Genomic DNA, 15,025 nt, shown 5'->3' on the forward strand with positions numbered 1-15,025 from the left:
ATTTTCCAGCGGAAACTTGCTGTTTTGGTGACTTCTGCCCATAAGGAACAAAATCTTTTACGATTATGACCGCAATAGGCTGGCCACGGCCCCGCAGGAGAGTATCCCTGATGAATTATGAAGAACTGATCCCCGTCATCCGCCGTTTGGCGCTGGAAGGCGGCGCGCGCATCATGGAAATCTACAACGGCCCCGATTTTGACGTGAAGCTGAAATCAGATGAAAGCCCGGTGACTGTTGCCGACGAAGCTGCGGATGCATTGATTTCCGCAGGGCTGCGCGCGGCGTTCCCGGATGTGATGCTGGTGACCGAAGAACAGGCGGACAGTCACACGCTTCAGGGAAAGACATTTCTGATTGTTGATCCGCTGGATGGCACCAAAGAATTCATTCACCGTCGCGGTGATTTCACCGTCAATATTGCGTTGGTTGAAGATGGGGTGCCAACCCGCGGTGTTGTTTATGCACCTGCAAAGGGGCGTCTCTTTTACACTACGGCTGACGGTCAGAGTGTGGAGGAAAAAGGTGATTTCGATCTGGATGCCGCTGGAGAGACACAGCCTATTTCGGTGTCGGAACCAGACAATTCTGCCCTGTTGATTGTTGCCTCTAAATCGCACAGAGATCAGGCAACAGAAGATTATATTGGCAAATATCAAGTCGCTGACAGCAAGAGTGCGGGATCTTCATTGAAGTTCTGCCTTGTTGCGACGGGCGAAGCCGATCTTTACCCACGCGTGGGCCGGACCATGGAATGGGATACAGCTGCGGGCCATGCTGTTGTAACCGGTGCTGGTGGGCTGGTTGTGCGTTTTGATGATCATACGCCACTGATCTATGGCAAAGAAGGCTATGCAAACCCATTCTTTATCGCCACGGCCCCCGGTGTGAAGCTGGAGAAACCATAAATGCCTGTCCTCGTTGTTATTCCCGCTCGCTATGCATCCACGCGTTATCCAGGTAAGCCTCTTGTTGAGATAGAAGGGGCCGATGGTACGAAGAAAACCCTGATCCAGCGGAGTTGGGAAGCTGCCTCATCTGTAAAGGGTGTGGATCGGGTTGTCGTGGCAACGGATGATGAACGCATTTCTGCTGCCGCTGAAGCATTTGGTGCAGAAGTGGTCATGACACCGGAAAGCAATCGCAACGGTACAGAACGCACAGCGTCTGCTTTGGCTGCCTTGGGCGATAAGGCCAATGATTATGATATCGTGGTGAACTTTCAGGGCGATGCCCCACTGACCCCACCTTGGTTCGTCGAAGATCTGATTGCAGCATTGCAGGCAAAGCCGAAAGATCTGATGGCAACACCTGTGTTGCGCACATCCGAAGACGCGCTTGCCGCATTTCGTCATGACCGCACGCAGGGCCGCGTTGGTGGAACAACGGCGCTGATGACAAATCAAGGCCACGCAATCTATTTCTCAAAAGAGGTGCTACCATACGGAGGTGACGCTGGGATTGACGCCACGGCACCCGTGTTTCACCACGTTGGCGTTTATGCATTTCGTCCGAAAGCGTTGCAAAAATATCTATCTTGGCCCGAAGGTGTACTGGAAAAAACCGAAGGGCTGGAGCAGTTACGCTTTATAGAAAACGGCGAAAAAGTGACCTGCGTTGAAGTTGACGCACGCGGCAAGCACTTTTGGGAACTGAATAATCCTGAAGATTTACAATTAATTGAGTCAGTTTTGAAAAATGAAGGCGCTGGTTGATAAAGAGCTTCAATTGCGACTTTTCTGAGGCCGTTCATAATTCCGTGAAGCAATAAGGATTTGTTTCACTTTTGTCGCGTATACACGGTAAATCCAAAATCGGTACAGACGGGTTGTCTGTGCAGCGAAACAGGAATATTCGTTATGAAAAAGAGCTGCAATCGCGTATTTTGTTCAGGAGTTAAGCCCAATGCGGCGTAAAGTTACCAAAGCTGTCTTTCCCGTTGCCGGTCTGGGAACCCGATTTCTTCCTGCGACCAAAGCCATTCCTAAAGAAATTATGACTCTGGTTGATCGACCTCTGATCCAATATGCGATTGATGAGGCGCGTGCTGCCGGCATCAAAGAATTCATTTTTGTGACATCCCGGGGCAAAAGTGCTCTGGAAGACTATTTTGATCACGCGCCCGAGCTTGAGGCGTCTCTGCGCCAGAAGGGCAAGAATGACCTGCTGGATGCGCTGAAATCGACGAACATGGAAAGCGGTGCTATCGCCTATATCCGACAGCATCAGGCATTGGGCCTTGGGCATGCTGTATGGTGTGCGCGTCGCCTGATCGCCAATGAACCCTTTGCGGTTATTCTGCCGGACGATGTGATTGCTGCTGAAAAGCCATGTCTTCAGCAAATGATTGAAGCCTATGAAGAAACAGGTGGTTCTATGGTTGCAGCCATGGAAGTGCCGCAGGATAAAACATCATCTTACGGTGTTCTTGATATTAAAGAAGATCACGGTGAAAAAGTGTCTGTAAAGGGCATGGTTGAAAAGCCTGCTGCAGAAGATGCGCCATCTAATCTGGCTGTCATTGGTCGCTATATTCTGGCACCACGTGTGCTTCAGAACCTGAGCAATATTAAACGTGGCGCTGGCGGTGAAATCCAGCTGACCGATGCAATTGCTCAAGAAATTCAAAACGGTCACGATGTGTTCGGTTACCGTTTCCGCGGTCAGCGTTTTGATTGCGGATCTAAAGCCGGCTTTTTGCAAGCGACCGTTGCATTTGGCTTGTCACGGCCGGACCTTCAGGATGAGTTTTCTGAATTCCTGAATGAAATGACGATGCTGCGTCAGGCAGCGCAGTAACAGGACATAAACGTGCAGAACATTTTGGTAACCGGGGGGGCAGGCTATATTGGTTCCCACGCCTGTAAAGTGTTGAAAAATGCGGGCTATCAGCCTGTTACATTTGATAATTTTGTTACCGGATGGCGGGACGCCGTGAAATACGGGCCGTTGTTTGAAGGTGATCTTTGTGATGCCGCCAGTGTGGCCGCCGCATTTGAGGAATATAACCCTATTGGCGTGATGCATTTTGCAGCGCTTAGCCAGGTGGGGGAAAGCATGCATGAGCCGGGGAAATACTGGCAAAATAATGTATTGGGATCACTTAACCTGATTGAAACAGCTGCGAAATATGGGTGTAAGAACTTCGTGTTTTCATCCACCTGCGCGACATATGGCGATCAGGACAATGTTGTTCTGAATGAAGATTGTGCGCAGCATCCGATCAATGCCTATGGTGCCTCAAAGCGCGCGATCGAAGATATTCTTGCGAATTTTGGCCAAAGCCATGGCATGAACAGCGTCATTTTCCGTTACTTCAATGTTGCCGGTGCTGACCCTGAAGGTGAGGTGGGGGAATTCCATCAGCCTGAAACACATCTTATTCCATTGATGCTGGACGCAATCAGCGGAAAACGAGATGCGCTGACCGTGTTTGGCACGGATTATGACACGCCTGATGGAACTTGTATTCGCGATTACGTACATGTGATGGATTTGGTTGATGCTCATGTTCTGGGGCTGAAATGGCTGGAAGATGGTAAGGGCAGCCGTGCCTTTAATCTGGGTACGGGGTCTGGCTATTCCGTGCGCGAAGTTATCGATCATAGCCAGTCGGTGACAAATCAGACGGTGCCGTTCACTACGGGGGATCGTCGCCCGGGGGATTGTACAAAGCTGGTTTCAGGCAGTCAGCGTGCAATTGCTGAACTGGGTTGGAAGCCCCAGCGTTCGAATCTGTCCGAAATGATCCGAGATGCCTGGCGCTGGCACCAAAACGGCCATTACGACCGCTGATTTTGGGTTTCCTACAAGGCGGTGAAAAGATAACCTTGCTGCACCATCAGCAGGCGTGATTATTGAACCATCCAACCACATATGGCCAGTTTTCTTTCATTAGGGATCTGGCATACGCATATAAGCTGCGCTTGCGCCGTCGGCGGCTGTTGTTGCGGGCTTGGCGCAAACGCAATGAATTGCAGATAATTCAGGATCGTACTGGTCAGATCCGTTCCGATGACATTCTTGCGGTGTCGACTGTCAGAAATGAAATCGAACGCCTGCCTCATTTTCTGGATCATTATCGGTGCCTTGGTATTTCGCATTTTCTGTTTGTGGACAACGGCAGTGATGATGGTTCTGCTGAGCTTCTGAAAACACAGAAAGATGTGTCGCTTTGGTCAACAGATCATAGCTATAAAGCCTCGCGGTTTGGGGTGGACTGGCTGACATATTTACAGATGAAATTTGCAACCGGCCACTGGTGTCTGACCGTGGATGCTGATGAACTTCTGGTCTATCCCGGATGTGATCAGCGTTCTTTGCGGGATCTAACAGCCTGGCTTGATCGTCATGACACACGGTTTTTTGCGGCGATTATGCTGGATATGCATCCTGAGGGTGCGATCGGCGAACAGGCCAGAACAGAGAACCCGATCGAGACCTTGCCGTGGTTTTCGGCCGAAGATTATGCTTGGGAATGGAAGCCAAAATACAGAAGTATGTCCATTCAAGGCGGCCCGCGGATGCGCGCATTTTTCAGCGATACCCCTGAGCATGCGCCGCACCTTAACAAAACGCCGTTGATCCGCTGGTCTCGTGGGGATGCCTATGTCAGTTCAACGCATCTTGCATTACCGCGTTACCTGAATGGTGGCTTTGATCTGCGTAATGACCTGCCAACAGGTGCGCTGCTGCATACGAAATTTACGGATACGGTGATTGCCAAATCATCGGAAGAAAAACAACGTCAGGAACATTTTACATACAGCGACCGATACGATGATTACTATGATGCAATCACTCAGGGCCCAACGCTGTGGGATGCGCAGTATTCCCATAGATATACGGGTTGGCGGCAGTTGGAAGAATTGGGTGTCATTCGAAAAGGGCGGTGGCTGCAGGACGAATCGTGACCTATTGCAACCGGCGCCCAGGCGACGCAGAAATTGCATTTCCATCACCATCAAAGGCGACCACTCGCCACCAGATCTGCCCATGTCCAGGCAGCCGCGATAGGGTGAAACTGCGCAATTGCGCTGTGGGTGATGGGCTGTCGTGGGCTGCGATCTGGCGGTGTGACGTGAAGTCGGTCGTGCCATTTGTATAAAACTCAACCCGGTAACGTGTTGCATTTGTGATGTTTTCCCAACGGAAAACTGTGGTGCTGTCGACCCCGGCGTTCACCGAAGGCGTTAACAATTGCAATGTGTGATTGCGCCTGCGATCCGGGCCAACAGAATAGGTGATTGTCTGCACGTCGTCAGAAGAAACCCCGTTTTGAAGGAAGCGCACCCGATATATTCCCGCCCGTGCCGTGGGAAGTGCCGGGCTTTCGAAATGCGTGCGGCCTGCGCCACTTAGCATCTTGACCACTTGGCTGCCTGGTAGGCGGCGAAAGCTGCCCCCGGCGGATCCAGGGCCTGAAATTTCCCAATGTCCCCGAAAAATGCCGCGCCCGTTTGTTGCGACGTCTAGGTGGGCACTTAGTGCGGCACTGCCATCGACGCGTGCAAACTGGCCGCCTGTGTCAAAGCGCAGCGCAATATTGTGAAAGCTCAGCTGTCCGCTGGGCGAAGGCGTCAAGGTTACCGTTGCAGGCAAGGGAGAGCCCGGAAAAGCACCGGCAACTTGAAATTCGCGGGAAAAAAAGCCGTTTCCGGCGCCTGCAATTTGTGCTGCAACACTTCGGTTCACCATCAGGTTTTCCATGACCGTGAAGGTTTCTGCCCCGCTGCCGCTGTGGCTGAAGGATCTGTTGACCACGCCGCCTAGGGTGCCTCCCGGTATGATTGTCCCGAAGGGCGATGTTAGAACCCCGCTGCCCGGCGTGGTGCTGAACACTTCGATGCGCCAGCGAATGGCGATGGATGTTGCGCCGGTCGGGTTCACGGATGCGCTATTCGGTTGGGCTGTCAGATTGGTGATGAAAAGCTGCGCCTGGGCAGAGGATCCGACACCACATATGAGTAGAATGGCCAGAGCCACGGTCAGCATCGCATTGCGAAGAGAGGCCAGGGAATGTGTGATGTGCCAGGAAAATAAATGTGTCATGTCAGCTCTCTATTGCAAGGCACCGGTAAAGGCGCGCAAGGTGACGCCAATAACCGTGTCATGAAAATTTCCGCTTTCATATGCTTCTGACCCTTTGCGCCAGATCCCGAAAAATTCCAGTTCTGAGGTTTTACCTATGGGCCGAATAGCCGATATTTCGACATAATGCCCGTCATCATCTGCAGGATCATTGGTGCGTGTCAGGCCCATATCTAGGCGCAGATCCCATTCACTGTCGCGGGGGGCCCATTCAGCGATGATCTGTGTGCCATTGCTGTCAAAATCCCCGAACGGGGACTGGTTTTTGCTATAGTTGAAGTTGCCGGACAGGCTGAACACATCGCTGACTTCCCGTGAATACCCAAGCGACAGAAGGTGAATTGTTTCATCTTCATTTAATGCGCTTTTGTCGTCCAGTTGGGTAAAGCTATAACTGATATCTGCAGTACTGATGTCATTGTTCAGGCTTAACCCGATATTGGCGCTGACGCTGTTGAAATCCTGGTGTGGTGCGAAAATGGCGGGGGGTGTTGAAAGGCGTTTCTGCCAATCTGTTGAAACACCGAAGTTTAGGCTTTTGCCGGTGAAGAGTTCACCTGGAGCAAGCTGCCAACTGCCGCTGAGAGACAGGCTGTTGATCCGGTCGGTCGCAAGACGTTCTGAGCCGCGATAGTTGGTTTCATATGTTGCCGCGCTGAAATTCAGGGACAGCCGTTCATTGTAATAATCGGCTGTTATCTGCAAAGATTTTTCACCAGGAACGGCCCCCTGATTGGCAAGGCTGAAATAATTTGTGTCGATGGCTTCGTATAATATTCCGGCGGTTAGCGTCCCTGCACCTGTGTCTTCTGTCCAAATATCGTAATCGGCGTATGCGTGAATGGCTCTGCCGCGTTTTTCTTCGAACAGCGCCCCTGACTCATCTTCATCCCAATCGCTTTGGGCACCAAATATTCCATATCGTAAACGTTTGTTTGAAGAATGGCCTTCAAGCCCAAGTGAAAATCCACGTCCAGCCCCGGTATCTATCCCGCCAAAGGCAGTTCCCTTACCGTCATAGATCTGGGCAGAGATTGTCAGGTTCTTATCCGGGGTCGTAAATGCAAAACGCAGGCCTCCCATACGGTCCTGATTGTCAGACAGGCCTGTGATATTTTCAAACCCCTGTGCGTCCTCAGTACGCAGGCCAAACGCCGAAATTTCGTATCCGGCAGTGTCATTTGTAAAGGACAATGATGCACCGCGCCGGGATTCGCTGCCCACCAGCAAAGGATCCCAGCCTAGGGATTGATGTCCGATTGTGCCTGTGGCGTGGGTGTTTCCCAGGGCCTTGTGAAAGCTCAGAGCGTATTCTGTCAGGTTGACGCTGCGCCCGTTTACGCGATCAAATACACGCGAACTGCCCAGATATCCGATGTATCCTGTTAAGGTTTCGTCCTCGTTGCCAAAATCGAGTTGCCCGCTGCTGCTGGCCCAGGATTCTTCCTGTCCGTTTACGTTGCGCAGACCCGCCTCATGTGTGGCATCTGCTGTAATCGTGACCGGGTTTTCACCGGTGTCGTCCAGGGTGATGTCATGAAGTTCCGCGACATCATAACGGGCACCGATTTTTCGATAGATTGTGACAATGTAGCTGCCCGGCGCGAAGGATCCACCCAGAGAGATTTCGAGCACGCCGTTTTTTAATGTGGTGAATGACGTGACATCAGACGTGCCAACTTCGATTGCGTACTCTGTCGGCGACAGGCCTTCGGGGGCCGCAATCTAAACACTTGATCCGCCAGGGTTAGTCCCGGAAATAGGTTAAAAGCCGTGATGAGGGCCAGAACGTGCCTGTGTCGCCCATGGAAATATTTTCTGCGCATCCCCAATGCATGCCCCGGTGTCCAGAAACTTTAATCAATAGGTAAATATTAACACTAAAATTGCGTATTGGGAAATAATAGTTGGGTTTTGCGGTGTTTTGAAACCATCAAGTGCCACAGAAAGTTTTGTATGGCGCGGCGCTTTGATCTGCTGGGCGGCTGTATTCTGCGGCACCGGCCTGTTCTGTGAATGGGGTCGATAGTACGCTGATCAACCGTTCAACCTGTGTCGTATCGCCGGTTTCAGTCGCCTGTTTTAGCGCGGCTTCGACCATGTGATTGCGCGGAATATAGAGTGGATTTATCGCATCCATGTCTGCAAATATCTGGGTTTCAGGCCGTTCTTCGGTCTGAATGCGGGCCTGCCATTTCGCGTGCCATTGCGTAATTGGGCCAGGATCTGTGAACAGTGAGATAACTGTTTTCTGATTAGGTAAAGCCCGGAAAAAGCTTGTGTAATCCACATTGGCGCCATCCAGAAGCTGAAACAATCCGGACAGCAACGATTTGTCTGACGGATCGGGGGCCGTCAGACCACATTTGGCACGCATCAAGTTTTCCCAAATCTTCAGATGCATTGGCATGAAGTTATTCACGACATCCCCCGCCAGTTGAACCGCCGTATCGGGGGCACCAGGGGCGATCAGATCCAAAAGGCTTTCGGCGAAACGGGCAAGGTTCCATTGTGCCATAACCGGTTGGCGGCCATAGGCGTATCGCCCCGCGTGATCGATGGAACTGAACAGGGTCTGCGGATCGTAACGATCCATAAAGGCGCAGGGACCGTAATCGATTGTTTCCCCGGAAATCGTCATATTGTCGGTGTTCATAACGCCATGTACGAAACCAACAGACATCCATTGCGCCAGAAGTTTTGCCTGACGTTCTGACACCCGGATCAGAAACTGCAGGTATTTATCGTCCTGATCTGCTAGGTCAGGATCATGTCGGGCGATGGCATAATCGGCAAGCTGTCTGACCTGATCGGTTTCTTGACGCGCCGCGAAAAACTGAAAACTGCCGACGCGGATATGGCTGGAGGCAATGCGTGCCAGAACTGCGCCAGGTTCCCGCCCATGCTGTCGCATGATCTGTTCGCCTGTGGTGCAGGCTGCCAGTGCGCGGGTGGTGGGAATGCCCAAAGCATGCATGGCCTCGCCCATAATATATTCACGCAAGACCGGGCCGATCACGGCTTTTCCGTCGCCGCCCCGGGAAAACGGTGTTTTCCCAGATCCCTTTAGGTGCAAATCGAACCGTTGTTGATCTGTTACGATTTCCCCCAACAACAGGGCGCGCCCGTCCCCAAGTTTGGGCGAAAAGTTCCCGAACTGATGCCCGGCATAGGCCATCGCCACAGGTTTTGACATGGGAAGCGCTTGCGCCCCGGTTAGGATCTGTGCACCTGCGGGGCTGTTCAGGGTTTCTAGCCCAAGATTTTCAGCCAGATCTGTGTTGAACAGTACAATTTCTGGGGCTGGAACCATATCACCGTTCCAGGACACGGAAAATCCAGAGAGATCATCCGCATAGCTGTTTTCTAGCGCGATGTTTAGTGTCTCAGTCATCTGGGTTTACCTTTCCGCGCAGGTTCTTGACGGACCCCCGGCGTGTTTTCGCGTCCATTCGGCGGCGTTTTGATCCCAGCGTGGGTTTTGTTGCGATGCGCCGTTTTGGGCGTATCGTTGCTTGTCTGATCAGCTCAGTCAGCCGTTCCCGTGCGATTTCCCGGTTGCGGGCCTGACTGCGGGTGTCTTCCACGCGCAGGATTAAGGCGCCTTCTAATGTCCAGCGGCGGCCGGCCAGCCGTTTCAGCCGGTTCTTGACTGGGTCTGACAGGTTAGGACTGCGCGCTGCTTCAAAGCGCAATTCAACTGCCGTAGAGACTTTATTCACGTTCTGCCCGCCTGGGCCGGATGACCGGGTGAAGCTTTCTGAAAGTTCCCAGTCCGCAAGGGTTATGTCGTCGGTAATTCGCATTTGTTCAAACTACGTTGCAGGCCCGCGAAATGAAAGAGCCTCTGCGGATATCGCAGAGGCTCTTCTCGAGAATTGGAGGTGGCAAGCAGGGCCGTCAGGCCCGGAGCCAGGTTTATATTCGTCAGGTTTGCCTGCAGAATATGCCCCCACTCGTAACCTTCACCAGCTGCTCCTGTTTCCCAATAATCATTGGCACCTCCTTTCTGGTTGTTATTCACACCATCAGGTTGGCACATATTTTGTGTTTGTCAAAACTTTTTACGCAGCATTTGGTGAAAGTTTTGTGATGAAAAGACGGAATGGGACCAGTGCGATTAACGCAATCGTAACCTTTACCAGCCAGTCAGCCACCGCGAGAGTCACCCAGAGAGGCGCTTCAGGGCCGCTTATCAGGAAGGGCGCAGGACCCCAGGCCCAGTTGATCGCAGCATCGGCATTTTCACCAAAGAAGGTGACGGACGCAGAAAACGCGATGGTGAAAAACAGCGCTGTGTCTACGATGGATCCGATGAAGGTTGACGCCAGCGGCGCACGCCACCAGCTGCCTTCGCGCAGGCGATCAAAGATCGCAACATCCAACATCTGTGCGCAGAAGAACGCAACGCCAGATGCAACGGCAACGCGCAACGGCACGGCGGCAAATTCGAAACCATCACCCTGCAACATGATCTGGCTGCCAATCAGGGAACAGATCACCCCGGTGATGAAACCCACCAGAACGACTTTGCGGGCAGCAGGGGCCCCATAGATGCGGTTCATCAGGTCAGTGACGAGGAAAGCGAAAGGATAGGTGAAAGCACCCCATGTCAGCAGGCCGTCAAGCAGCAGGAACTGAACCAGGATGTTAGAGGCAACCACAATGGCGGCCATGGCAATGATGCCAGGAATAAGACGTGTCATGATTTGATCCCGTTTTATCAAGGTAGCGGAGAACTCGGCCCCATCTCATACGGGACGGCGCGCTTTAACATGAGGTTCGCAGATAAATCAAGGGATCATGTATTCCACAAATTCAGTGCGCTGGAGGATAAAGTAATTGTTGTCTGACACCATGGTGATGCGGATGTGCCCTTGATCGTCTCGCCAGAGGGCGATGCCTTCCAGATTGTCGTGTTGGCCGGGGGCAGTTTCCAGAATGATTTCGCCGTCAGATATCATATTGCCAGAGATGCGGAAACGGCGGATGCGGCTGGCAAACCCGGTAAGTGCCAGGCGACGTTCCAGAAGATATAGATCACCATCAGAAGAAAAATCAGCGCCCACAGGTAGATAGTCCCCGACGCGCGGGATTAGAAAGGGTTGATCCCATATGTTATCGCGAAAACGCCAGACGGGAAAATCACTGCCGTCACGTGTGTCTTCGGGCAGGGTATAAAATGTTCCGGCGCTATCTACGGCAAGGGCTTCCAATGCGGCGTTTTCAGGCATCTTCTGAAAATCGTCAGGGCGTTCAAACCGATTTAACCCAGCGCTTGGCAACCGGGGGTGTGGGAGGGCAGACAGGCGGGGGATACCTTCAAACGAAATGACAATTCGCCCATCGTTTGTCAGGGCAAGCCCTTCGCTGTCACCCGACTTTCCATGAAATGCTGTACCGCCTTCCTGTAAAAGCGGGATTGGCGCGCGGACCATAACATCGGTGATGTGCTCATTCTGTCGGGCAAACTGCCCTTCAAACAAAATGGAACGATCGCTTAGGGCAAAGAAACTGTTGCCGTTTTCACTGATCTCAAGGCCTGACAAGCCGCCAAAGCCCGGAATATGATTGCCGACGGTATAGTTGTCCAGGAAAACAGCCTGTGCAGGCGGTAGCTGATCCCCCACCATCGCAGCGGGGGACAGCAGAGCAAGGATTAGCGTGCTTCTAAAACGCCAGCACATTGTCGGGGCAGATCTGTCAGTGTCAGTTCGCGCCGTGGCTGTGGGGCTGGGGCGTTTGGATCGCGTGGCTGTGGGGGCGGCGGATCAAGAATGTCATTCACCCAACGTTGTGCATCGGCGCAGCCATCACCGGCGGGCGGCGGGGCCTGATCTTCGCAATTGCGTGATCCGCGCTGACAGCGCAGGCGCACATGGAAATGATAATGATGCCCATACCAAGGCCGGATCTTACGCAGCCAAGCACGATCACCGGTTTCATCGTTGCACATTTGAACTTTCGCGCCCGGAAACACAAAGATGCGGGCAACTTCAGGATCCTGGGCTGCGGCACGCATGATGGCGTGGTGTTCCGGTGTCCAGTTGTCATTCACAAAGGCGCCACCTGCGCGGCGCATGGAAATCGAGCTGATGTTTTCACGGCGATTGCGTGAAAGGTTCAGGTTCATTGCCGGGCGCATCCAGACATCGATGTCCAGGCCAATCTGATGTGACCGGTGACCGGATAACATGGGGCCGCCACGGGGTTGTGACATGTCACCGATATACAAACCGTTCCAACCAATTCGGCGGGCTTCGCGGGACAGTCGTTGTACAAAGTCAACGGTGCGCGGATGGGCCCAGTTGCGGTTGCGGGACAGACGCATCGCCTGCCATGTCGGACCAGTTTCAGCCAGTTGTTCCCCACCGGCAAGGCAGCCTTTGGCGTAAGATCCATGGGATCTTGCCCGCTGAGATGACGCATCATCATGGGCACCAAATAGCTGTTTGGCCGGCGTGTTCTGGGCCTGTGTGGCGGTGGTTCCGGACAGGCTGGTGCCAAGCACCAGAAATGCGGAAACAATAAGATGTTTCATAAAATAGCCTCGTTACGAATACTGCTCACCATCAGGTTTAACCCATTTCAACAAGATCAGACCAATCAGGAAAAGCGCAATAAGCGGAGTAATGCCCAAGACCTGGCTGCCCGTGGCGGAAGTGACAAAGAAAATCAAGAAAGGAGCCAGGAAAGATGTCGCTTTGCCTGCCAGAGCATAAAGACCAAATGCTTCGGTCATACGATCTGGGTTGGCCTGACGCACCATCATGGTTCGGCTGGCAGATTGCAGTGCGCCACCTGCCGCGCCAATGGTGCCGCCGAGAATATAGAAGGCGACATCGGGCAAGCTGGAATCGGGGCCGACAGGAATGCCAAAGACTGCTTCGCGATTCACAAACACCACAAGGACGGCAACGACGGTCAGGGTCAAAACACAGATGGTTATCACGGGTTTAGGTCCGAATTTTGCGTCGGCACGTCCACCGATCCATGCGAAAATGGCCCCTGTGATAATAGCGAGAATTCCGAAGATGCCCGTGTCAACGACGCTCCATTCAAGGACACCAGCCGCGTAAAGGCCGCCGAAGGTGAAGATACCGTTCAACGCATCACGGTAGAACATAGATGATACAAGATAGGCCATCAGGCTGCGCTGGGCGGGCAGGTGTGACAGGGTCTGGCCCAAGGATTTGATCGCATCGGTGACTTTAAACACAGACACAGTGGACTGTTTCGGATCGCGCACCCACAAGAAAAACGGGATCATACCTAGAATGAACCAAATGGATGTCAGCGGACCCACAAATCGTGTGCCTTCGCGTTGACTGGCATCAAATCCAAACAAAGGGTCAATCCCGATCAGAGTTTTGCCATTGCCCTGTTCTGCGAAACACAAAAGCATAATGACAAGGGTGACAAGACCGCCAATATAACCAAAGGCCCAACCGTTGCCTGAAATGCGTCCGACTTCTTCGCGTGGTCCAAGATCTGGCAGCATGGAATTTGTAAAGATCGTTGCAAACTCCATCCCGATCAGGCCGACCACAAAGAAAATCATCACAAGGGTTATGTTCATGTTTTCAGGTGTCGCCATCCATAATCCAGCTGATCCGACGACATACATCATGGAAAACAACCAGATCCAGCGCACGCGATTGCCTGCATTATCCGCAATAGCGCCTAGGATTGGGGCCGTCAGCGCGATAATCAGACCGGCCATACCTACATACCAACCCCAGAGCGCCTGGGCTTCGGCGCCATCGCCCACGACAGATTTGATGTAGGGGCCGAAAATGAAGGTCAGAAGCAGGGTGTTGTAGGGTTGACTGGCCCAGTCAAAAAAGAACCAGCCCCATACTTTTTTGCGCAATGAAATCTCGGCCAAACCATGCCCCTTTAATACCTGTTTCAGACGGTATGACAGGGAATGTAGACATCAGGCAAGGTTCAATGCAGCTTAGCCGTCGTAAGGATTTGGTTCCGGAGGCCAGGGGCGCTGGGCATCTGCATCGATCCAGGCCTGCGCCCAATCCGGCAATGCCGGACTTTCCAATGTAATTCCCATGGCTTCGGGCACACGGTGTGGGGCGACGATGCCGGATTTATCTGTGACAGCGGCACGCAGCAACATATGACCGGTGCAGTGTTCTTTCCGCCACAGGCTTTGTTCCATATAGACGAAACGATCGTCCCAACCGATCAGACGCGTACGCATTTCAACTTTGTGAAACGCGCGCACCCGCTTGCGATAGCGCACAGACACACCCGCAACGGCCATGCCCCAGCCCTTTTTACGCACAAGGCCAATGATGCCAATGCGCATAGAGTGGGGCACACGTCCGAGATCAAACATGGTCAGGGTGCGGCCGTTGTTCAATTCAAGCCAGAAATCCAGATCCCAGGGCCAGCAGACATGGTGGGATACATGCGTTTCAAAGAAACCAAGAGGCTTGGCGCGCCAGTTTATCGCGATTTCTTTGGCCATGCGGAATATCGGATACATAATGTGCCCCTTGTGAATTTTTCTGTGTCGTTAACGTCAAATGCGGAAAAGACCAGCATAACCTTGCGTGATGTCCGCAGATTGCATAACTGCGTAGGGAACAAAATACAGGAGCCGGACAAAATGGTAATTTATCAACTGCTGCAGCTGATCCTTGGTGTCGCCTATATGATCATGATTGCGCATATTATCATGAGCTGGCTGATCAGCTTTCAGGTACTGAACACACAACAACCTCTGGTTTGGCAGTTGTGGACGGGTTTGAACCGTCTGCTGGAACCTGTCTATGCCCCGATCCGTCAGGTGTTGCCTGATACGCGCCCGCTTGATCTGGCGCCTCTTGTCGCGTTTGTCGGATTGATCGCATTGCGCAGCATCATTCTTCCGGCCCTATTCGGTCTGGGCTAGGGTGCTTGCTGCTGAATCCTG

General features: G+C 52.7%; 15 protein-coding genes. 6 read left to right on the forward strand and 9 right to left on the reverse strand.

What is annotated here, in order from left to right; translation table 11 throughout:
* The first annotated feature begins 110 nt into the window (after nt 1–110).
* The 5 genes from cysQ (at nt 111) to ACPGUT_RS03055 (ending at nt 4,913) form a co-directional block, all read left to right on the forward strand.
* Entirely contained in the window at nt 111–908 is a 798-nt protein-coding gene (cysQ, locus tag ACPGUT_RS03035) for a 3'(2'),5'-bisphosphate nucleotidase CysQ (protein ID WP_423988770.1), read from the forward strand.
* Nucleotides 909–1,715, forward strand: coding sequence for a 3-deoxy-manno-octulosonate cytidylyltransferase (locus ACPGUT_RS03040; RefSeq protein ID WP_423988771.1), 807 nt, complete (start codon nt 909–911; stop codon nt 1,713–1,715).
* Between the two features lie 190 nt (nt 1,716–1,905).
* Nucleotides 1,906–2,799, forward strand: a complete 894-nt coding sequence (galU, locus tag ACPGUT_RS03045) for a UTP--glucose-1-phosphate uridylyltransferase GalU (RefSeq protein WP_423988772.1) — start codon at nt 1,906–1,908, stop codon at nt 2,797–2,799.
* Between the two features lie 12 nt (nt 2,800–2,811).
* Nucleotides 2,812–3,795: a UDP-glucose 4-epimerase GalE gene (gene galE / locus ACPGUT_RS03050; protein WP_423988773.1), complete on the forward strand. Its 984-nt coding sequence runs from the start codon at nt 2,812–2,814 to the stop codon at nt 3,793–3,795.
* A 62-nt stretch (nt 3,796–3,857) separates the two neighbouring features.
* Nucleotides 3,858–4,913, forward strand: a complete 1,056-nt coding sequence (locus ACPGUT_RS03055; protein WP_423988774.1) for a glycosyltransferase family 2 protein — start codon at nt 3,858–3,860, stop codon at nt 4,911–4,913.
* 1 nt (nt 4,914) lies between these two features.
* On the opposite strand, the gene ACPGUT_RS03060 is transcribed toward ACPGUT_RS03055, so the two are convergent.
* The 9 genes from ACPGUT_RS03060 to ACPGUT_RS03100 form a co-directional block, all read right to left on the reverse strand.
* Nucleotides 4,915–6,051 (reverse strand): hypothetical protein, encoded by a 1,137-nt coding sequence (locus ACPGUT_RS03060; RefSeq protein WP_423988775.1) that lies wholly within the window; start codon nt 6,049–6,051, stop codon nt 4,915–4,917.
* 9 nt (nt 6,052–6,060) lie between these two features.
* A complete protein-coding gene (locus ACPGUT_RS03065) occupies nt 6,061–7,725 on the reverse strand; it encodes a hypothetical protein (RefSeq protein ID WP_423988776.1) in 1,665 nt (554 codons plus the stop codon).
* 298 nt (nt 7,726–8,023) lie between these two features.
* A complete protein-coding gene (locus ACPGUT_RS03070; protein ID WP_423988777.1) occupies nt 8,024–9,484 on the reverse strand; it encodes a protein adenylyltransferase SelO in 1,461 nt (486 codons plus the stop codon).
* Nucleotides 9,477–9,896 (reverse strand): alternative ribosome rescue aminoacyl-tRNA hydrolase ArfB, encoded by a 420-nt coding sequence (arfB, locus tag ACPGUT_RS03075; RefSeq protein ID WP_423988778.1) that lies wholly within the window; start codon nt 9,894–9,896, stop codon nt 9,477–9,479. Before arfB ends, ACPGUT_RS03070 begins: the two co-directional genes overlap by 8 nt.
* A 258-nt stretch (nt 9,897–10,154) precedes the next feature.
* On the reverse strand, nt 10,155–10,796 hold the full coding sequence (locus ACPGUT_RS03080) for a queuosine precursor transporter (RefSeq protein ID WP_423988779.1): 642 nt from the start codon (nt 10,794–10,796) through the stop codon (nt 10,155–10,157).
* A gap of 87 nt (nt 10,797–10,883) precedes the next feature.
* Nucleotides 10,884–11,777, reverse strand: coding sequence for an esterase-like activity of phytase family protein (locus tag ACPGUT_RS03085; RefSeq protein WP_423988780.1), 894 nt, complete (start codon nt 11,775–11,777; stop codon nt 10,884–10,886).
* The gene (mepA, locus tag ACPGUT_RS03090) at nt 11,750–12,631 is read right to left on the reverse strand and encodes a penicillin-insensitive murein endopeptidase (protein ID WP_423988781.1); all 882 of its coding nucleotides are present in this window, start codon (nt 12,629–12,631) and stop codon (nt 11,750–11,752) included. Before mepA ends, ACPGUT_RS03085 begins: the two co-directional genes overlap by 28 nt.
* A gap of 12 nt (nt 12,632–12,643) precedes the next feature.
* A complete protein-coding gene (locus ACPGUT_RS03095) occupies nt 12,644–13,978 on the reverse strand; it encodes an MFS transporter (RefSeq protein WP_423988782.1) in 1,335 nt (444 codons plus the stop codon).
* Between the two features lie 72 nt (nt 13,979–14,050).
* Nucleotides 14,051–14,596 (reverse strand): acyl-CoA thioesterase, encoded by a 546-nt coding sequence (locus ACPGUT_RS03100; protein ID WP_423988783.1) that lies wholly within the window; start codon nt 14,594–14,596, stop codon nt 14,051–14,053.
* A gap of 123 nt (nt 14,597–14,719) precedes the next feature.
* On the opposite strand from ACPGUT_RS03100, the gene ACPGUT_RS03105 reads away from it, so the two are divergent.
* Nucleotides 14,720–15,004: a YggT family protein gene (locus ACPGUT_RS03105; RefSeq protein ID WP_423988784.1), complete on the forward strand. Its 285-nt coding sequence runs from the start codon at nt 14,720–14,722 to the stop codon at nt 15,002–15,004.
* Nucleotides 15,005–15,025 lie beyond the last annotated feature (21 nt).

It is taken from the genome of Halocynthiibacter sp. (assembly GCF_049608145.1).
Lineage (GTDB): Bacteria > Pseudomonadota > Alphaproteobacteria > Rhodobacterales > Rhodobacteraceae > Halocynthiibacter.